Consider the following 18,196-nt stretch of genomic DNA (forward strand, 5'->3'; position numbering starts at 1 on the left):
CCTTCTACCTCCATCATGATTTTTGTTTTTTCAGCCAACCTAACCAGCTTTCTGCCGCTTCCTTAATCTCCGGAGGAGCCACTTGATTGTGTTTGCCTCTGAGCTGGATAATGTTTTCGTTCTTCAGCTCCAAGGTGTAAAAAGGCTTTTCGATAGCTTCTTTTTGACGAATAAAAACGATCGTCGTCTTCCCTTGCTTATGACTATCTATATAACCGCTGCCACCAACGCAATGATGGAGCGCCTTTCCTTCAGCAACTAACTCATTCAAATCTTTCGGTACCAAGAATGCGCAATCTCCTACAACGGTTTCGTATTTCAAAATAGCCTTCAGGCGTTTTTCGTACATTTTTTCATTCACTTCGCGCTGCATTTGATTAAGCAATTCCACCGCGTTGTCATGCGCCTTCTTCAGATCTTTAGGGAGTATGAGGTTTTCATCCAACTCGATCCCTAAATCTTTCAACAAGGATAAATAATCAAGGTAATACTTGAAATTGACCTTATTTTTTATCATCCAATTTTGGAACCTAATTATTCCGACACCCTTAGGCACTTTGTTGATATCCCGGTAATCAAGGTATCTTTCAATTCCAGGGACAACTTTCCCGTTCCGTTCTTTGATCCTTTTTTCGAGTTCGTACTCGAGGAAAGTGCGACTAGAGTTTTTGAAAAACTGCTTGTTTTTCCTGAGCCAATTCTCGTTGATTGTTCGCATATCAACATTCTTCCGCCAAGAGCCATATACGTTATTCATATACCTCGGAAACATCACCTGGTTGGCCAAAGCGTTCGCGTTTATTTTCTGCAGGAACTCTATTTCTTTTCTGTATTTATAAATGTTCTCGATATCGAAAGCGGAAAGCTGTTCGATTCTTAGATAGCGCAATTCCGATGTGTTGCTAATCTTATCCGCCCACCCGTTCGTATACAGCTTAACGCCGGCATACGGGCCGCCAAACGGCTTGTTTGGGGTTAATCCGAAGACGGGGCGCCCATTATCTAAACGCGTCACCATAACGTGCTTACCGCCCGCGAATTGTTCGAAGTTCGTCAACTCGCATTCGATCGTTTGCTTGCCTTCTGTAACCCTTGACCAAAAGCCATAGGACTGTATTTCAATCCGCTTGGCCGTGACCAACACGGTTGCAAAAGAGTAAAACTTATCAAAGAAAGTCAGGTTGGATTGCTTGGTCAGCCGCCTTTCAATAACAAAGCAATCCGACCTATCCGACGCCAGAATGGTTTTTTGTTTGTTTGACCATTTGAACGTCGATATTTGAGAATAGCACCAATCAAAGAATGCCTTCGGCGGCTTTAATTTGTTTTCAAAGTAGTATTTCGGCTCTTTCGTAGTCATAAGAAGTCAAGCAGGCTCAGCTGCTCTAGCTCCTCTGTTTTTTTCGGAGTTTCTTTTCGTTTGCTTTCCACTTTGACTTTTGGAGCCGATTTAGCAGCTACCGTAACAACAGCCGGGGTATTTTCAACTTCAACTTGATCGTCGGATACAAAATACTTTCTCACCCAAGAAAAGACCGTTTGATCATCCACCATAGCGGCATTGCCTGTTTTTTGCTTCTCCGCTTGCGATACGCAATATTTCATGGCGCCTTTTATTGTGGAGCCTTCTTTCAAAATCCCTTGCAGCAACGTTTCATCATCCTGATCACATAACCAATTGTGAATGGCATCTTCAGCACCGCTATGTTCGCCGTTCATTTCTTGGAGCATTTTAGCGTGCGCCTGCGTTTTTATGTTTGGCATCTTCTATTCCTCCCAGGGATAATGATCAATTTTTTCACTTCTCAAAAATCGGTATCCATTTATAATTAGCTCTTCTTTTGTTAAAGGATCGGAGAAAAAGTGCTCCATTCCCATTTCATCGGCGTAATAGTAAATTCGCTTCACAGGCACACCTCCAACAACTCGGGATTATCGTACGCATTTCCAATGACTTCCGCCTCATGTCGATATGGATAGAGGGATAATCTCGTGCGGTATTTACGATCGTGTTCAGGGTGCCCTTCCGTCATCCACATGCCATTTCCCTTTTGGTACACTCTGCAGATATGCGTTAATTCGGTACCGTTTACCGTTCTCTCCCTCAATCGGATGATGTCGCCGTCATAGATTTCGCGGCCACCCGTGCCTTTTATCTTGGTAAATTGTCCAGCCGTTTCTTTATCGATTAGGTAAACGGAGTTTTCGTCAATCGGATTAACTATCGCGTATTGCCCAAACATAAAAGTGAGCAGACCGCGCTTCCATTCGCCATTTTCTGTCTTCCCTCGAAACTTATTATCATTCACTACTATCACTCCTTCACAAATTCCCAAGTGACCGTCTTCAACCCTTCTTCACGCGCATATTTCAGCGCCTCTTGCATCGTTTTGAATCTGCCTACAGCTTTATTGCGTGTGACATCAATCAGGATGCAGTCGTATTTTTTAGCCATTTGCTTCCTCCTGGTTAAACTTTGATGTATTCGATATCTTCAAAACTTACGCGTCTCAAACAATTCATGCGTGTCGCTACGAGGTATGCTTTTACCGTTTTTTCATCCATCTGCCGGATGCCGATGTCAAGGGTACCTTCATCGAAAACGTAAGTCACACCATAATTGACCTTGAATTCCCTCGTTCCGCAGATATAACCAACTTCTTCAATTGGCTCCTTTTTGAATTTGTCGAGGTGCATGCAGTCGCCTGCCATTTCATCGGACATCAAATGCTCTTCGAGATCAGAAATCCCCATCTTTTGCAGCTGTTCCGTTTGGTTTTGCCTTTTCCAATATTTTTTGATCCGCACTTTATCGCCTAATTCGTATTTCATTCTGATGCCTCCTCGCTGCAATGCGGGCACTTTTTAAAAACGATGCCCCAATTCTCTGTTTCGACATACACCACGCCTTTGTCGCAGCGTTCGCATCCTAAGTCTTTCTGGCTGGACCGCAAATTCGCAATCCGGTCATCGATTTCTTTTATTTCCGTGTCAGTCATGACGAAGCCTCCTAGAATTTAATGCGCCTATCCCTATCGTTTTTGAACTTCAGAATGTTCCCGCCTAAGTTCCGATAAAGCCTGCTGATTACCTTGCTATCGTACATAGCAGAAACCTGGTCGCTGCTTAAGTTTGTTGTGATAATCGTCGATTTGTCTTGCCTGCGGTTCATCAGCGTGTACAACATCCGTTGCGTGAAGTTCGATGCGCTTTTGTCCGTTCCGATGGGTCCGGTTTCGGCGCCCAGATCATCGATAACAAGCAAGTCAACTACCGCGACACGATCGATTAGTGAGCGTTCATCTTCCTGCGTAATTTTGTCGTTGTAGGTGCTGCGGATATCCAGAAGAAATTCGTCCAAAGAAAGGAATAAACAACTCATGTACGGATCCGCATGTTCGTTCACAGCCTTCAGGATGCTCATAGCTAAATGGCTTTTTCCGGCTCCTGCAGTTCCCGTCAGCAACGTGTTGAAAACTTCGCCTCTCATATACCTGCCTGCAATGAGTCTTGCCGCTAACTTGTTTCGCTCCGACTCTTCATCATCTACCACGAAATTATCAAAATTTGCCTCTCTAAGCGTGTGATCACCAACGATGGAGTCTTTATATAGCCTGTCGAACGTAATGCGTTTATGGTGTCTTTTTGTGAGGTTTTGAATCAATTCTTCGTCTTCCTTCTGAACTTTCTCCCGTTGGCACTTCTGACAAGCGATATGACCTCGATATTGATGCATCGGCTCGTTGTGAACTTCGCAAATCTGATCGCTCTCCAGGAGTAGGTTCTTCAGCAGACCCATGCTGCTAGTAAACGATTCCTCCATAACTATCCGGCCCCTTTCGTGGTTTTGTCGGCACTTGATTTAGGTACTGATCGAATTTCGTTCCGAACAATGTACTTGGCTGCAGGTACTTACTCATCTTTTCGTCCTGCAACCAATCAGCACACTTGTTATCAACGACTTTTTTGAAGTCGTCTGTTCTGTACCCTTCGTTCCATCTTGCTCTGATATTTTTCCTATGAGACTCAACAGGCTTGAAAGATCGTTCTGTTTTTTCGTTCAGGTAAGAGATGATTTCCGAAAAAGGGATAGAGGGTTCGGCATCGCCGGACAATATCTCTTTCTTACCCTTACCTAACCTATCCTTACCTAACCTAACCTGTGTATCCCATCCGTCTACCTTTGGTATGTCATCTGGTATGTCATTTGGTATGCCTTTTTGCGCACCGAACACATAACGCCCGTTATCGCTGACGGAAAGTTGTTCCTTTTCATCGAGGTATACCGTTTCGGCATACCTGTCTGACCGAATATAGTTGTGAATCTTCCAATCCTTGATGACAACAACGCCGCTTTCGAAAGGAATAATGAACTCCTTAGCCATCAAAAGCTTCAGGTCATCATCACTTGCGCCAATCATGCGCTTCGCCGTCTTTACGTTACCTATAAATCCATCGTCATCAGCCGCCATATTCAGGTGGAAATACAAGCACTGCGTTGACATCGGCATATCCAGAAACAAATCGGTTTCCGTTATTTTTTTGCTGAACATTCTTCTTTGAGCCACTCGCTCACCCTCCTATCTTGAATTCTTTTACTTGCTGTGGAGATAATTTGATCGGTACAATCACATGCTTTTTCATGAACGTCTGCAACCCTATTTGATGCTGCTCTTGGTGATGTTTGCGGCATAGGCGCATGTAACGGTGTTTGCTATGGTCTATCGACCTTCTATCGCGCCCCATACCAACAGTCTCGTAATGCGCTGCATCCGAATTCGGCTTACCGCAGCAGAAGCAAGCACCGTGTTTCATGTAAAGGAATAGCACACGCGTGATATCGCTGCTAAGGTGGAATTTCTGATACTTGAAAGGTATTTCTTGTTCGAAGCAAAATTCGATTATGTATTCGATAAATTCGCCGGCAAAAACCTGACTGATGCCGTACCCTTCCATGCTGAAATCTTCAATGCTTTTATAAGCCGAAAACATGGCCTTCATGAGTTCTTTGATGTAGTCCGGCGGATAACCCGTATAAATCGAAATATCGTTAAACAGACCATAAATCATGCCGAATTGAGCCTTTGTAACAGCTCTATCATCAATTGGTTTGATGATAGCTCTCGGAAATCCTGAAAGGGATAACCGATGCGCTTCCGCAAGGTCGAAGTCACGATCCAATTTGAAAGTGACTTCATCGCCCTGCGCTCTGATTAGTTTCCCTTCGTATTCCATCCAATCACCCTAGAACGGCCATTCATCTTCATTGGCCCACGCTAAATCATCTTCCATGTATTCCTGATCTTGTTCAGATTCTTCCGAATCCATAGGAACAGCTACCAACTCAACGCGAATACCGCTAGTTATAAGGAATTCGTTCAATTTATTTAGTTGTGCGATTGTCCCAGTAACCTGAATGGTATTTGTGATAACGGGTTCATAGACTTCTATCTGCTCAGGCTCTTCAAACGGAGGAACTTCAATGATTTCAGCCTCTACAATAGCTGCCAGTTCTTCCTGTTGTTTCAACAAGAAAGCCTCATGCTCGGCTGCTTTGCGCTCCTGTTCGGCAGCGATGCGAGCCTTGCGTTCTTTATCCATGTTGATCAAGTCGATGACTTCCATTGCGTTTCGATGGTCCAACTGCGATACCCATCCGGCCGGTTCGATGTCCTGCCCTTTGCAGAATTCGATCAACACCTTCACTTGCATTTCGCGGTATTCTTTATCTTTCACTGCATCAGCAACGGCCTTGTCGATTTCATCATTCAATTTTGTTGACGGCTTCAATTTGGCTGACCACATACCTTTGTTTAACCAAGAAGCATTTCGTTCGATAGAGATATCCATGTCTGCAAGTTTGATATCCAGCAGTTCATCAAGTGCAGCTACACGCTCCTGGCGTTCGGCTTCGTCAATTTCTTTCAGGCCGTCACGAATCTGATTCAGAGGGACATCAATCAGGCCGTTCAATTCCTTTATCTTCGCTTCATAGGCATTAAGCGGTTCGTTGTATGCCCGTTTGATGATCTTGCGTTCCTTCTCGAACTTGTCGCGCACTTCCAACAACTTGCCGCGTACTTCTTCCGCACCTTTTTTGTCGGCACGCGTGAAAGCTAACCCGGTATATTTATCAGAAAAACCTTGAACAACGGCTTTCATTTCATCAAATTTGTGCATTTCAAGTGTGGCGGGTTCGTAGATCGTCCCCAAGGTGCTGTTTTGGATTACCTCTAATTCATTGCTCATCATTTGCTCCCCCAATTCACTGTTTGTGTCGTTCTACCTTCAAGCAGACTTTCTTGCTGCGCCTTTTGAGGCTCTTGCTGTCGGTTGTTCTGGCGTTTTTTTTCATCGTTTTTAAGTTTCGTGTAGCGTGCTTTTAAGTGTCCGAGCACCCTAATCTTGTCGGCATCGCGAATGTCGCTGACACCCTCTATTTTGGCGATTTCAACGTATAATTGATTGATATCTAATCCGGCTTTTTGAATGGCAGAAACATATTTGTCGATTGCGTCGTCTGTGCTCGGAATCTGCTGTACTTTCTCCTGTTGCGGTTCTTGTTGTGTGATTCGTTTCTCCGCTGCCCCATTTGCTTTGGTGTGATTTGAAATCAAATCCCGAAATGCTTTAATAGCTTTGTCCGCTTGCTCAGCGCTGGCATCATCGAGGCTATTTAGTCCCAGTTGTTCCGCCGCCCACTTCAGAGCTTGATTGGTTGCGTCTTCGCCGTGCATTCCACGCAATTCAGCGTATCCTTCCGCAAGGTCAAACAGTTCCTTGTTTTGATCCCGTGAAATTTTGGCTATAGGTTTCTTGGATTCGATTTTGTCTTGGAAAGCATCTGGGTCATCTTTGTCGGTTGCAATGTTGAAGAATTTCAGCAAGAAATATTTTTCGCCGTATGTCAGCGCTTTTCCTACCCCTTTTTCCCCCGCAAGATCAACTCCTTGCGCATACCAGGAAACTTTCACGGTATCGCTTGGATCGTCGACGTTGACCCACGTCATCGTCATATCCAGTTCGGTAAAGTATTCATTTGAAGGCGTTCCTTTTGAGTTCGTGCGCTCGAACGTCGTCAAGTGGTGACCTAATACTTCCGGAACCAACATCAGGCCGACTTCGTTGATTTTTTCGTGTAAGGAACCCAATACATCGGATGAACCGACATAGTTATACTGCTTTCCTTGCTGGTCTTTTTTTAGGTACGGAACGGACTTCCTGACTTCCGCAAGCCGTTGATACACATTTAATATTTTTTCAGTCATCACCGCTCACCCTCTTCCTGCCGTTTTCAGCGTGTAATGTTCGTTCAAGTAGTCGCGCAAGGCATCTATCTCATTGATGACATACTCACCTTCGATATCAAAATACTCCTCGTTTTCGTAGATAGGCTCACCATCCCACGTTTCGGCCACCGGCTCCTGCTCCATCTCTTGCAGGTAGGAGCAATGTGCTTGGGATAAAGCTTGGTTATTATCCATCCGAAGTCCTCCTTTTATGATAAAATGGTAGTGGTTCTATTACTTATGCCGCCTATTGCTGTAGGTGGCTTTTTTATTTCAAAAATGCAGAAGCTTCGATTTTTCCTTTTGTCGCTTCCGTCCAAACATAGCTTTCTGAAAGATTGACCTCGCTCGTTACTTCAACCAGATCCGTAAAATCAAAGCAGTCCAACGCATTCGTTTCATCGTATTTGAAAAAATGTACGTTATCGCATTTACGGTATAGCTCCAAGACTAGCTTTTCTTCCTGAGACAATCCGCGCGGCCTCGTGCTTTGTTTTTTCTTCATGCGTTTATTCATTTGTCGCTTCCCTCTCCTCGATAAAATCCATCAGCTTTAAAATCTCACTGTAGCTGTGCTGCGCTTTTTCTTCGCATGGCTCTTCATCCATGTTGATATGCAACACATTTTTAAGGGTATGCCACATCGCTTCGTAGTCCATTTCGATCACCTCCTAGAAGTCTGTTCTCACTGGCGTTATTAGGTATTCGTATTTTTCAAAAACAAACTTGAACGGCTTATTTTTTGTGGTGAACTTAACAATAGCGCAGCCGTTGTTAAACTTTTTCTCGTTTATGGCATCATTCATAAATTCCAGCGCATTTATCAATTAATCAACGTTTACCGACAGCAACATTTCGCCTTCGCAATCCTCTAAAGGCATTTTTATTTCGTAATCGGGCCATCCGTCTTTAGTAAGCACGACCGCTTTGTTTTTGATATCCATCTTGATCAAATTACTGAAGGATGTTTTCGTCATAAACGGCCTTACAGACTTCAAAAGCGTTCCGATATGGACATTTATTTCGCAACTGATGTTTTCGAACTCGAAAAATTTCCCAACCTCAGGGTATTTACCGTCTTCCGGCATCATTGTAAAAATGTTTAAGATGAAATCAGTTGGGTTACTATGGAACTCAGAAACCTTAACCGCAACATGAGAGTCTGTAGCATATAGATTTCCGTCATTTGAATAATTGATGCATTGCAGCATTGGCCGTGTAGAGAATTTGCTGACGGCCTTTTTTAAATGTTTCGTTAATTGATTATCTTTCACTCCGATACCTCCATTACATTCCTGTTTCTATCCATCCGACCAGGCCAATGATTAGTAAGGCGATACTAACCACTATTGTTGTGCCTATAAAGTTGACCAGCTTATCCTCAAACTCGTCTGTAAATACCTTCATTTCGCACTCTCCTTATATGTCATCGTGACGATGAACGGGACGCCTGCATACGTTTCGACAGCATCCTCAAATTCGATCTCAACCCATAATTCAGACCGCGAATGGCGAATGGCCTTTACAACCTTTCCGCGGTTTTCTTCTCCTACAGCAAAACTCGCCGTTTCGCCATCGTTGTAACAAATAACCACTTTCTTATTCAAATCGATTCCCCCTGTTTATAAATTGCATCCATTACGATTTCGAAATCATTCAGGGCCTTGCCTATTTCAGTCATTGCGAAATCTGCAGTAATGACACCAACACAATAGTTCCCATGCGCGGTTTTTATTTTTCGGAAAGAATCGGCAAGAGCTCCCGTGTACGCTGCATCGAAATTAAATTTATCCACTCGTCCGTACCTCCTCAGAAATTAAGGACCCATAGCAATTCACCCAGACAAAAGCAAAGGTAAAAATACAAGCTGAGCCATATAATTTTCACGATTGATACACCTCTTTCAAACGCGGGAGTTCAGCTGGAAAACTGACGCTTCTTGTTCCGGCTTCAAGCAAATCTCTATTCTCGAAGTAGAAGGCGAAACAGATGATATCGTAAAGCGTGTCCATCCCTCTATTTTTCAAGTATGGCTTGTATGGTCCGAACGTTTTCGGATGACTGTCCGCGTAATCTCGGAACCCTTTTAGCAGCTTCACAGGGTCTTTATATCCGAATATCCGCCCGATATCTTTCGTAAATGCGTATTGCTGGGCTTTACTTTTCGTTTGCAAGATGACCATCGTCAGGCCCCTCCTTCTCCTGCATACTCAGTTAACATTTTTTTCAGACGCGTTTTTTCAGGTACATTATTGAACGGCAGCGCCCTTTCCTTGTGAATGTTGTCGACCATGAAACAAAGGGCTGTCCATCCGTATTTATCTATGAACCTCTGATCAGTAATCACGGAACTGAGTTGTTTAAGCTCGCGCTTATCAAAATTCGTTTGGAAGATACTAACTTTAATAAAGAAATCTTTGAAGTGCTCTGCTGCTTCCAATTCATCGACGATCGCCTTTTCTAATTCGTTCATTTTTTATCCCTCCAATAGTTCTGCTTCGTTCAAGAATTTGTTGATGAAATACTGTTGGCCTTTACCGGTCACTTTCGGCGTCCTGCTAATCCGTATGGATCCGTCCGGATTGTTGATGGTCGTTTCCTTCACTTCGAATAATTTCATTTCTGCAGATCGTTGTGTTGGCATATTGTAGTCCGTGCCCTTACGCTTGATCAGGAAGCCGTTTTCTCTAAGCCATACAAATAATCGGTTCCCACCAATCTTGATGCCGTTCTGCGAAAGTAGTTTTGCGAGGTCTCCCACTAAAATCGATGTATGGCTTGCTGCAACCGCGTCTGCGAATAGCGCTTTTGGTGCCATAGCGGTAACTTTTTGCTCCGCTATCAATCGCTTGGAGCGCTCTTCTTTCAAAGTTGTTGCTAATTGAATGAGCGTGTCAGGATTAAGCAACGCTTCTTCGATTTTTTCAGGAGTCAAGTATCCACCGTGCTTTCGTATTGATGGGAGAACTTCGCTTGTTACCCAATTTTCAAATTTTTCAGCTTCAGGCAGTTTCGAACGGAATACCAATCGATAAACGTCTGACTCTGGAATTAATTTGAATTGCTGCGGGCGACCTAGCGAATCGCTACCCCATCCCATGAACCCTTTTTTGCAGTGTTTGTTTGTCGCATCGCTTGCGTTTGCGTAGCCAAGAGTTTTTGCTACATCGTTTGCAACAAAGAACGGTTCGTCGTTTACGATCATCGTTCTGACTTCGTTATTTTCAAAATTAAATATTTGTAATTCGCTCATCATTCTCGCTCCTTTATATCCAATATTTTTTTGATTCTTTCTTTCTGCTCAGTCGCTTTTCGTCTTCCGTAAATTATGTCGGACAAGTACGGTTGCGAAATTTCTAGCAATTTGGCCAAATCTGACATGTTCATGTTTCTTTTTGCCAACTCAACTTTCACCTTTAAACCGAAATCCGTAGGCATTTTCTCACCTCCTAAAATATTTTTATTATTTTAGCTATTTTATTTAGCTTTCCGTTGACATTCCTATCCAAAGTGATAATATTAAGGCATAGCAAACAAGGCCTGAAATTACCACATAAACAAAGCGTTTGGCGACGGCTTTTCATTGGTTTTTCGTTGTCTTTGGAAGCTACAAATCTTAGCTACATACACATTGTATTATCAGATGTGATAGAAGTCAACACTTTTCTATCACTTTGGACAATTTTTTGTGTTGCGCTTTTAAGGATGATTGATATGACGGTTTTTGACAGAGTGAAAAATTTAGCGGACAAGAGAGGTATGTCGATTGCTGACGTTGAAGAAAAGGTCGGAATGGGTAAAAATGCTATTTATAAATGGAAAAGGCAAAATGCAGCAACCGATAAACTGGAACTTGTTGCTGATTATTTCGATGTATCTATCGACTACTTATTAGGAAGAGCGGAAAAATCAAAAGAATCTGATCCGGCTAAAGATTTAGATGAGATACTCGACAAAGCAATGAGTTTTGACGGAAAACCTCTCACCGAAATCGACAAAGAGGCTATTAGGGCGTTCTTGCAAGGGAGATTTAGTTCTAAGTGAGGTGAGTTTATTGTTACGGATACGGGAGAAACTTGGCAAATTAGGAATCAAATTGGAATTCATCGAAATGGAATCCAAGGGCTGTTTTATAAATGACTTGGAGACCATGTTTGTTAATAGCGCTTTATCAGAAGATGAAATGAAAATGGTTATATACCACGAAATGAAGCACGCATTGGACCATGCTGACTACGCATTTTTGTACAAAGAGCCAATTTATCTAATTAAAATGGAGTCTGAAGCCAACGAATATATGGTCAGGAAAATTATCGAAGATAATGGAGGCGTCTATAATTACACTCAAGTGATAGAAGAATTCAAAATTGGCATGGGGTCAGATATTCGTTTTGCAAAATAATAGAAGCGGCTACTAAATGAATCGGATTTTATTTTGCACATAACAGAAAAGGAGTGGCTTATTTATGGCTGGACTATTCGATAAATTCAAGAAAGAAAAAGGGGATTTCGAAGCAACTTCAACCTTCGGGAGTATTAAGGTTGATGATAACAGGAGGATTTTTAAAATAGCAGGGAGATTAATCCCTTATGCTGATTTAGTCAGCTTTGAGTTACTGGAAGATGGGAAAATAATTACGGAAGGCGGTATCGATATCGGAAGGGCCGCTATAGGTGGAGCATTTTTCGGGATAGCCGGTGCTGGTATTGGAGGTTTTTCTAAAATGAAGAAGGAAGACAAGGAGTTCTGTACAAGCATGCAGATTCTTGTAACACTAAGGAATCAGAAATATGGAGCAGTGACGGTTCCGTTTATTTTCCTGAAAACGGACAAATCTAAAGCTACATATTCGTTGGCAAGAACGAATGCGAAAGCGACGTTGAGTGGGTTGAATTACATCCTCGAAATGAATGCGGACAAAACAATTTTAGGTTTCGATAACTTGAAAAAGTTAAAAGAGCTTTTCGATTTAGGTATTTTGACTGAAGGTGAATACGACAGCAAGAAAAAAGATATCCTGGGACTTTGATTTTTGCAATAAAAAAATACCTCACTCCCCCAGTTTGGCGACCGAGAAGTGAGGTATGGGAACAGCGTACGAAACGTTGAATAGCTCAACGTCTTTTTTTGTACCTGTACGCCCTATTTTAACACAAGTAGGAGGTAAAAAGATGTGGATTGAAGAATTACCGAACGGTAAATTCAAGTATGTAGAACGGTATACGGATCCCCTTACCGGGAAAACGGCAAAAGTATCCTTAACACACATAAAGAATAATAATCGTGTCGAAAAGGAAATGCTCAAGAAGCTCCAAGAGAAAATCGAAGGAAAGCTAAAAAAGACAAGTGCGGATATAAATTTTGAAGTGCTGACAAAAAAGTGGCTAGCCGTTTATAAAAAGCAGGTGCGTTTGAGCACTTATAACAATAACGTTTCTTACGTGAATACGATAAATAAAGAAATTGGATCCATCTCGTTGAAAGCACTAACCGGCGCTCATCTTAATTCGGTTATCCTGCATCTATTTGATCTTGGCTATGTGTATGATACCGTAAAAGGTATGACCGCAACTATTCGTAAAATTGTGAATTTCGCCCTGAAGTACGGTTTTTTAGCAGACAGGAATATTCTTCATGAAATCGAACTCCCAAGGATAAATGTCACTAAAAAAGATGAGTTCAAATATTTGGAACGAAATGAATTACAAACGGTTGTCGGCCAATTAGAAGAAAAAAACTACGGTGAGTTAGGAAGGATGTGCCTGATCCAGGCATACACAGGTATGCGTTACGGCGAAATGGTATCTTTAGATTATACAAAGCACATCAATTTTCAGGATAAGACCATTCTGATCGAACGCACCTGGTACCACCGGAGAAGAATATTCCAACCTACGAAGGGCGGGAAGCCGCGCACGATACATTTTAATGCGGAAACCGAAAAGCTGCTGAAGGAACAAATACGCCATACGAAAATAAAATCCATGCAGCTTGGTTTGGATAAAAATCAGCGGCTTTTGTTTATTAACGGAAAAAGCGAACCATTCACAAACAGCTATGCCAACGAACTGTTGGGGAAATACACAGACATTCCGGGCAAGCGTGTTACCACCCACATTTTCAGGCACACGTTTATTAGCTTGATGGTTGAGCAAGGCCACACATCAAACATCATCGCGAAGCACGTTGGACACGCGAACACCGATATGATCGAAAAGGTTTATTCCCACTTCACGAATAAAATGGACGAAGATCTGACGAATGCAATTGACGGATTTTCTCTCTCCGTATAACACTCTGCCCCTTTTCTGCCCCTTAACACTTTGATTATCATCCTAGGTGTTGTCATATCAACGGACGCGCCCAAAAACAAATACTTCCATCGTAATAGCATGAGTTTTATGACTATGCATGAACAGGTGAGAATATCCTTTATTTATAAAGGTTTTAGAGTCTTGCGTTTAGACCACAAAAGAAGAGAGAAGATAAAAAGGGGCATCTTTTGCCCCTTTTTTGCCCCCTAAATACAAAAAAACTCCCGCTGATCAGACGGGAGTTGTAAGTTGCCTTGTAAATATCCTTTTGCGTTGTTCAGGTCCTGCGCGTTGCTCTCATTGTTTGTGTCAGGTCGTTCGCACCTCGGATATTCGTGGCGTGCCGGTTGTAACCAAAAGATGCAATCTGCATGTCCGTGAGAATCGAATGATAGCACTTTGGCCAGCCTTACTAGCGATATATCTGCCTTTATTATAACATAAATCCAACAAAAAAGCCCTTCGCAATAACAAGCGAGAGGCTTTTTTAAGAGCGTGATAACATTGGCGCGTCAACGTTTTTCACTTTGTGACCGACAAAGATGTCGGTCAGTAATTTAAATCTCGGCAAGGATTTGCACCTTACATATTCATACAGTTTTTGAACTCGTCATCTTGGCGTTTGTATTGCTGGCACGACTCGAACGTGTCTTCTTGATTAAAAATCAAGCGTGCTACCAATAACACTTACAACCAAACACCCACGGGATCTACCCCCATAACTGTTTTCACTATGCGTCTACCTATTCCGCCACGAGATCGCACGGACGCTCGCAAGCACTCCCGCACTGGTCAGTTAATTATACCACATAACTGGTCGAATTCGACCAGTTAAAACCACTCGAATTCGATGGGTTATCCTAAAACTTGCGTGATTGTTGCACCTTTGTCTGTATCATAGTAAAGGCCGACAGTACCAAAATTTTCCAACTCAACAATCAGCACCTTGCCACCATTGCGCTCGCCCAGGATTGTATACACGCACTCGCCGTTCGGCCCTTCGAGTGAAATAACATCACCGGCCGTGTATGGTCCTTCAGGTGGATAGGTCGTCCAGTTTTGTCCGTTTGGCAGATGTAACAATGATGCGACTACTACTTTGTCTTTTTCGATAGCACGTTTGTCAATCCAGCCGACGCCTTTTGCATTGGCGTACTCACCGGTTTCGTTTTCCTCGTAGAAATAAAACTTCTTGCCAACGTGCGCATCCGTCGTGCCCCAGTTAATCATAGCATCCTCGCCCCATGGTTTCGAGTCGATAGAATAGCCGCCGCTGATAACGGTCGCGTCATAGCTGACCGGAACGCGCGTTTGTACGACTGGTTCAGGTGCTGCCGCTTGCGCTGGTTGAGCCAACTTAGCACGGAAAGCATCCATCTGCGCTTTGGTATATCCCGGACATGAGGAATTATTATAAATCTCATTGTGTCCTTTTACGTTACTTGCTGAGATATTCAAATCGCTCATAATCTTACGTGTAAGCCATTCTCTAGCTGCCACTTGTGCAGGTGAATAGTCGTTTCCATTTCCAGCCTCAACACTGATGTGGACGACATAGCCATTGTTATTATACACGCCCCAGGTAATGCGCTCATAGTCGTAGTTTTGCCAGATATTCCCGTCAGCGTCAATATAAAAATGATAGCCGCCGCGATCCCATCCGAGAGTGTTTTTCCAATACTCTTCATGGCCGGTAATAAATTTACGGACCGAACGCATAACCGCTGAATAGTGCCACCCGATTGTGGTAATTGCTGATAAGTTACGGTCCTTGCTTTGTCCACCTAGCGCTGAGTCTCGTCTGTCATTGATTACATAACTCATAGTTTTTTCTCCTTCCAATTCATCCCATCGCTGTAAGTCGTTCGCCTCTATAATCGCGATTAATTTAGTTCCATAAGCAGAATCAGTAGCATATGTTTTGGCCAAAGCATTACAAACAGTTTTATAGTCCGTTCCGCCAATCACAGCAGCGTAGTGAGTCTTCCGGAATTCCGTCGATGTGAAGAAATCACTATGATCCTGCACTGATGCTTGCCATGTTGGATATTTACGAAACTTCGAAGATTGCGGAAGCATTGAGCCAGTTATTTCCTCGTTCGATGTCATCGTGTGAATTTCTCCGGACCAGGGCGCGCTTGCCTTAATCCCGAATAGATTGTTTGCAACTTTTGCTAACGGGCTAGTCCCGGATGCGGATTCCAGTATAAATTGGGCCGCGGTAACCGATGGCAAAATGATATGATCATTTTGCCAAACTTGGATAACCTTTGATTTTATATCTGCTAGCGTAACCATCGCTACGCTCCTTTCAATGTTTTCGTTGCCGCGTCCCATACGCCTGACGCTGAGGCCCCATACAGCAATCCTTCAAACGCGTTGACAAAGATGTCACCCTTGTAAATAAAGCCGTAAAGAGCGCCAAATAGCGCCCCAAAAACTACAGCAACAAATGCCAGATACTTGCTTTCTAACCCCGCACGTTTGGCCATTTCCACAGCAATCATCGTGATTGGCGCAATAAAAATATTAAATTCCATCTTCTTTTTCCCCTTTCAAATTTTCGTTCTCGATTTTCAACGTATCGTTTTCTTCGCGCAGCGATTCGATTTCATCTTCCAATCTTTCAACGACAACTTTATATCCATTGATATCTTTGACATATTTATTTTCGATGTCTTTGATCTGCGATTTAAGTTGTTTGACCTCTTCGCCCAAAGCGTCCACCTGCTCTTTATAAAAAGTAAAAAGCTTCGTGATATTCTCTGTGTATTGTTGCTCTACTGATCCATTTGTCTGCTTATTTGCAACGGAAAAAGTGACCATGCCTGTGACAGCACTTGCGATGATTGCGGATATCCATTCCATTTTTCACGCTCCCTATTCAAATTAAAAAGGCTGCCCAAATGGACAACCTTCAGACTGTTATTGCACAAAGCGTTTATGTGCGTTTTTCTTTCGTTCTTCGCTTACCATGATATAGCGTAAAGTTGTTGACGGGTTGCTGTGGCCGAGCAATTGCTGCAGGTCTCCTAGTTCGATGCCGTTGTTGATTGCCATCGTTGCCATGCTATGCCTAAAGACGTGCGGAGTGACTTTTTTACTCGTTTCGACGCGTGATGCAATTTTGTTGATGATGTTCCGGATAGCCACCGTGGTCATCTGCCTGTATGGGCGCCGGTTTGTGGTGAAGAGATATTCGCAATCGTCTTCTTCAAATTGCCGGTCCACCAGATATTTCTTCAGCTGGTAGATTGCTTTCCCGTTCAGGTAAACGATCCGTTCCTTGTTGCCTTTTCCGATGACGGGCAAGCTACCGTTCTGCCAATCAATGGTTGCGGTTTTCATTCCAGCCAATTCACTGATCCGACATCCTGTTGAGTAGAAGACTTCTACAAGTGCCCGTTCCCTCGAATCCTGGCAGGCGTCCCGAATCATTTCAAGCTCATCCGGGCTCATGGCCTTCGGCAGGCGCTTTTCCTGTTTCGGAGTTCGTATTTTTGCAGTGGGATCGTGCAGGATAAATTCTTCTGCAGTCATCCACTTATAAAAAGCTTTCAGTGTAGATAGTTTTTTAGCTACGGTACTGGCAGCCCATTGGGGATTGGATGCCAGGAACCTTCTCACATCAGAAGTCGTCACTTGGACAACCGCCTTGTTTACAAATTCCGAGAATGACATGAGATCATAACGGTTACCTTGTAGTGTTTGTTCGCTGTACCCTTCGATTCGAAGAGCGCTTAGGTAAAAGTCCACCTTATCCTTAAAATCATTCTCTAGGGCTTCCAGTGTCTTCCTATCAACGGTGTAATTGTTTGTGACTTCCTCGAAACGTAATTTTAGTTTGACTATATCTGCATCGGGAATGAGAGTGGCTGCAATTGTTTCCAGTTCCATGAGTAGCCTTGCTGTATCGTTCGCTACCATCAGTATTCCTCCTTTAGGCATATTATATATACCGTATGCCTTGTGAATACATAATACACCTTCCGCTTGCATGCGTCAAGCGTATGGTATATATTAGACATATAGAGAAATTAGGGAGGCAACAGAATGGATACCGAGGATAAAGTCGTCAGGATCATAAACAATTTTCCCGAATCGCTTGTAAAAAGAGTTGAAGATTACCAGCATCAGCATCACATGAGAACAAGGAAAGACGCGTTCATCGAATTAATCGAAAAGGGATTGAAACAAGAAGAGCCTGCTGAATGATCAGCAAGCTCTCTTTTTTTCTCTACACTACTCCACATTACTCTACTTTTTTGCAATGTAAGTGAGAATAGTTTTTTAAAAACAGCCGTTATGAAAACGGCCGCTTTCATTTCATCTACTTTTCATTATGGTTCAGCCGTTTACAAAATCTTGTATTTGTTCTTTCCACAACAGATATCCCTGCCCGTTCAAGTGCGTACCATCGTTAGTGTAATCGGTGTTCATCTGACCATTAACTTGAAAGTGTGGATACAAATCAATAAACTCGCAATTATCATAATCTGATGATAAATTTTTGAGATATGTATTCAATTCAACGATTGTTTCTGAACTAACTTTACTGCCGTTTAATTCGTTGTTAATCGGTAACATGCTTT

31 protein-coding genes are annotated in these 18,196 nt (G+C 42.9%); 5 read left to right on the forward strand and 26 right to left on the reverse strand.

Going from position 1 to position 18,196, the window contains the following annotated elements:
- Positions 1-13: 13 nt before the first annotated feature.
- The 21 genes from BLV66_RS03655 to BLV66_RS03740 form a co-directional block, all read right to left on the reverse strand.
- Positions 14-1,360 (reverse strand): PcfJ domain-containing protein, encoded by a 1,347-nt coding sequence (locus BLV66_RS03655; protein ID WP_086986789.1) that lies wholly within the window; start codon positions 1,358-1,360, stop codon positions 14-16.
- The gene (locus BLV66_RS03660) at positions 1,357-1,764 is read right to left on the reverse strand and encodes a Cas9 inhibitor AcrIIA9 family protein (protein WP_086986790.1); all 408 of its coding nucleotides are present in this window, start codon (positions 1,762-1,764) and stop codon (positions 1,357-1,359) included. Before BLV66_RS03660 ends, BLV66_RS03655 begins: the two co-directional genes overlap by 4 nt.
- 140 nt (positions 1,765-1,904) lie before the next feature.
- The gene (locus BLV66_RS03665; protein WP_143033090.1) at positions 1,905-2,309 is read right to left on the reverse strand and encodes a YopX family protein; all 405 of its coding nucleotides are present in this window, start codon (positions 2,307-2,309) and stop codon (positions 1,905-1,907) included.
- Between the two features lie 5 nt (positions 2,310-2,314).
- Complete coding sequence (locus tag BLV66_RS15510; RefSeq protein ID WP_176974110.1) at positions 2,315-2,455, reverse strand: hypothetical protein; 141 nt, start codon at positions 2,453-2,455, stop codon at positions 2,315-2,317.
- A 14-nt stretch (positions 2,456-2,469) separates the two neighbouring features.
- Positions 2,470-2,832 carry a hypothetical protein gene (locus tag BLV66_RS03670; RefSeq protein ID WP_086986791.1) on the reverse strand — a complete coding sequence of 121 codons (363 nt, stop codon included), beginning with the start codon at positions 2,830-2,832 and terminating at the stop codon, positions 2,470-2,472.
- Positions 2,829-2,999 (reverse strand): hypothetical protein, encoded by a 171-nt coding sequence (locus BLV66_RS15515; protein ID WP_176974111.1) that lies wholly within the window; start codon positions 2,997-2,999, stop codon positions 2,829-2,831. Before BLV66_RS15515 ends, BLV66_RS03670 begins: the two co-directional genes overlap by 4 nt.
- An 11-nt stretch (positions 3,000-3,010) precedes the next feature.
- Positions 3,011-3,823: an ATP-binding protein gene (locus BLV66_RS03675; RefSeq protein WP_086986792.1), complete on the reverse strand. Its 813-nt coding sequence runs from the start codon at positions 3,821-3,823 to the stop codon at positions 3,011-3,013.
- On the reverse strand, positions 3,804-4,568 hold the full coding sequence (locus BLV66_RS03680; protein ID WP_086986793.1) for a conserved phage C-terminal domain-containing protein: 765 nt from the start codon (positions 4,566-4,568) through the stop codon (positions 3,804-3,806). The genes BLV66_RS03675 and BLV66_RS03680 overlap by 20 nt, the downstream gene beginning before the upstream one ends.
- Positions 4,569-4,572: 4 nt before the next feature.
- A complete protein-coding gene (locus BLV66_RS03685; RefSeq protein WP_086986794.1) occupies positions 4,573-5,235 on the reverse strand; it encodes a putative HNHc nuclease in 663 nt (220 codons plus the stop codon).
- Positions 5,236-5,244: 9 nt separating this feature from the next.
- Positions 5,245-6,249, reverse strand: coding sequence for a DUF1351 domain-containing protein (locus BLV66_RS03690; RefSeq protein WP_176974112.1), 1,005 nt, complete (start codon positions 6,247-6,249; stop codon positions 5,245-5,247).
- Positions 6,249-7,268 (reverse strand): ERF family protein, encoded by a 1,020-nt coding sequence (locus tag BLV66_RS03695; protein ID WP_086986796.1) that lies wholly within the window; start codon positions 7,266-7,268, stop codon positions 6,249-6,251. Before BLV66_RS03695 ends, BLV66_RS03690 begins: the two co-directional genes overlap by 1 nt.
- A 6-nt stretch (positions 7,269-7,274) precedes the next feature.
- On the reverse strand, positions 7,275-7,484 hold the full coding sequence (locus tag BLV66_RS03700) for a hypothetical protein (protein ID WP_086986797.1): 210 nt from the start codon (positions 7,482-7,484) through the stop codon (positions 7,275-7,277).
- Positions 7,485-7,557: 73 nt separating this feature from the next.
- On the reverse strand, positions 7,558-7,806 hold the full coding sequence (locus BLV66_RS03705; protein WP_086986798.1) for a hypothetical protein: 249 nt from the start codon (positions 7,804-7,806) through the stop codon (positions 7,558-7,560).
- Positions 7,799-7,948, reverse strand: coding sequence for a hypothetical protein (locus BLV66_RS15520; RefSeq protein WP_176974113.1), 150 nt, complete (start codon positions 7,946-7,948; stop codon positions 7,799-7,801). Before BLV66_RS15520 ends, BLV66_RS03705 begins: the two co-directional genes overlap by 8 nt.
- Before the next feature lie 168 nt (positions 7,949-8,116).
- On the reverse strand, positions 8,117-8,563 hold the full coding sequence (locus BLV66_RS03710; protein WP_086986799.1) for a hypothetical protein: 447 nt from the start codon (positions 8,561-8,563) through the stop codon (positions 8,117-8,119).
- Positions 8,564-8,692: 129 nt separating this feature from the next.
- Positions 8,693-8,896 (reverse strand): hypothetical protein, encoded by a 204-nt coding sequence (locus BLV66_RS03715; protein ID WP_086986800.1) that lies wholly within the window; start codon positions 8,894-8,896, stop codon positions 8,693-8,695.
- Positions 8,893-9,084, reverse strand: a complete 192-nt coding sequence (locus BLV66_RS03720; protein ID WP_086986801.1) for a hypothetical protein — start codon at positions 9,082-9,084, stop codon at positions 8,893-8,895. The genes BLV66_RS03715 and BLV66_RS03720 overlap by 4 nt, the downstream gene beginning before the upstream one ends.
- Positions 9,085-9,172: 88 nt before the next feature.
- Entirely contained in the window at positions 9,173-9,472 is a 300-nt protein-coding gene (locus tag BLV66_RS03725; RefSeq protein WP_086986802.1) for a hypothetical protein, read from the reverse strand.
- 2 nt (positions 9,473-9,474) lie between these two features.
- Positions 9,475-9,762, reverse strand: coding sequence for a hypothetical protein (locus BLV66_RS03730; RefSeq protein ID WP_086986803.1), 288 nt, complete (start codon positions 9,760-9,762; stop codon positions 9,475-9,477).
- Positions 9,763-9,765: 3 nt separating this feature from the next.
- Positions 9,766-10,542, reverse strand: a complete 777-nt coding sequence (locus tag BLV66_RS03735; RefSeq protein WP_086986804.1) for a phage antirepressor — start codon at positions 10,540-10,542, stop codon at positions 9,766-9,768.
- Positions 10,542-10,727, reverse strand: coding sequence for a helix-turn-helix domain-containing protein (locus BLV66_RS03740; protein WP_086986805.1), 186 nt, complete (start codon positions 10,725-10,727; stop codon positions 10,542-10,544). The genes BLV66_RS03735 and BLV66_RS03740 overlap by 1 nt, the downstream gene beginning before the upstream one ends.
- 276 nt (positions 10,728-11,003) lie before the next feature.
- Here BLV66_RS03740 and BLV66_RS03745 point away from each other — a divergent pair, with 276 nt between their 5' ends.
- From BLV66_RS03745 to BLV66_RS03760, 4 genes are all read left to right on the forward strand, one after another.
- Positions 11,004-11,333: a helix-turn-helix domain-containing protein gene (locus tag BLV66_RS03745; protein WP_086986806.1), complete on the forward strand. Its 330-nt coding sequence runs from the start codon at positions 11,004-11,006 to the stop codon at positions 11,331-11,333.
- Positions 11,334-11,385: 52 nt separating this feature from the next.
- Complete coding sequence (locus tag BLV66_RS03750; RefSeq protein WP_143033091.1) at positions 11,386-11,691, forward strand: ImmA/IrrE family metallo-endopeptidase; 306 nt, start codon at positions 11,386-11,388, stop codon at positions 11,689-11,691.
- Positions 11,692-11,755: 64 nt separating this feature from the next.
- Complete coding sequence (locus BLV66_RS03755; protein WP_086986808.1) at positions 11,756-12,319, forward strand: SHOCT domain-containing protein; 564 nt, start codon at positions 11,756-11,758, stop codon at positions 12,317-12,319.
- A 142-nt stretch (positions 12,320-12,461) separates the two neighbouring features.
- Positions 12,462-13,583 carry a tyrosine-type recombinase/integrase gene (locus BLV66_RS03760; protein WP_176974114.1) on the forward strand — a complete coding sequence of 374 codons (1,122 nt, stop codon included), beginning with the start codon at positions 12,462-12,464 and terminating at the stop codon, positions 13,581-13,583.
- An 876-nt stretch (positions 13,584-14,459) separates the two neighbouring features.
- Here the strand turns inward: BLV66_RS03760 and BLV66_RS03765 are convergent.
- The 4 genes from BLV66_RS03765 to xerA are packed head-to-tail and all read right to left on the reverse strand — an operon-like array spanning position 14,460 to position 17,531.
- The gene (locus tag BLV66_RS03765; RefSeq protein WP_176974115.1) at positions 14,460-15,902 is read right to left on the reverse strand and encodes a glucosaminidase domain-containing protein; all 1,443 of its coding nucleotides are present in this window, start codon (positions 15,900-15,902) and stop codon (positions 14,460-14,462) included.
- A 2-nt stretch (positions 15,903-15,904) separates the two neighbouring features.
- Positions 15,905-16,144 (reverse strand): hypothetical protein, encoded by a 240-nt coding sequence (locus BLV66_RS03770; RefSeq protein WP_093114545.1) that lies wholly within the window; start codon positions 16,142-16,144, stop codon positions 15,905-15,907.
- On the reverse strand, positions 16,134-16,472 hold the full coding sequence (locus BLV66_RS03775) for a hypothetical protein (protein ID WP_086984679.1): 339 nt from the start codon (positions 16,470-16,472) through the stop codon (positions 16,134-16,136). Before BLV66_RS03775 ends, BLV66_RS03770 begins: the two co-directional genes overlap by 11 nt.
- A gap of 57 nt (positions 16,473-16,529) precedes the next feature.
- Entirely contained in the window at positions 16,530-17,531 is a 1,002-nt protein-coding gene (gene xerA, locus BLV66_RS03780; protein ID WP_176974116.1) for a site-specific tyrosine recombinase/integron integrase, read from the reverse strand.
- 126 nt (positions 17,532-17,657) lie between these two features.
- Between xerA and BLV66_RS15525 the strand changes: the two genes are divergently transcribed.
- Positions 17,658-17,819: a hypothetical protein gene (locus BLV66_RS15525; RefSeq protein WP_176974117.1), complete on the forward strand. Its 162-nt coding sequence runs from the start codon at positions 17,658-17,660 to the stop codon at positions 17,817-17,819.
- Between the two features lie 132 nt (positions 17,820-17,951).
- Here BLV66_RS15525 and BLV66_RS15680 read toward each other — a convergent pair.
- A partial coding sequence (locus tag BLV66_RS15680; protein WP_369596125.1) for an SGNH/GDSL hydrolase family protein occupies positions 17,952-18,196 on the reverse strand: 245 nt, incomplete at its 5' end.

This window comes from Trichococcus collinsii (assembly GCF_900107505.1).
Lineage (GTDB): Bacteria > Bacillota > Bacilli > Lactobacillales > Aerococcaceae > Trichococcus > Trichococcus collinsii.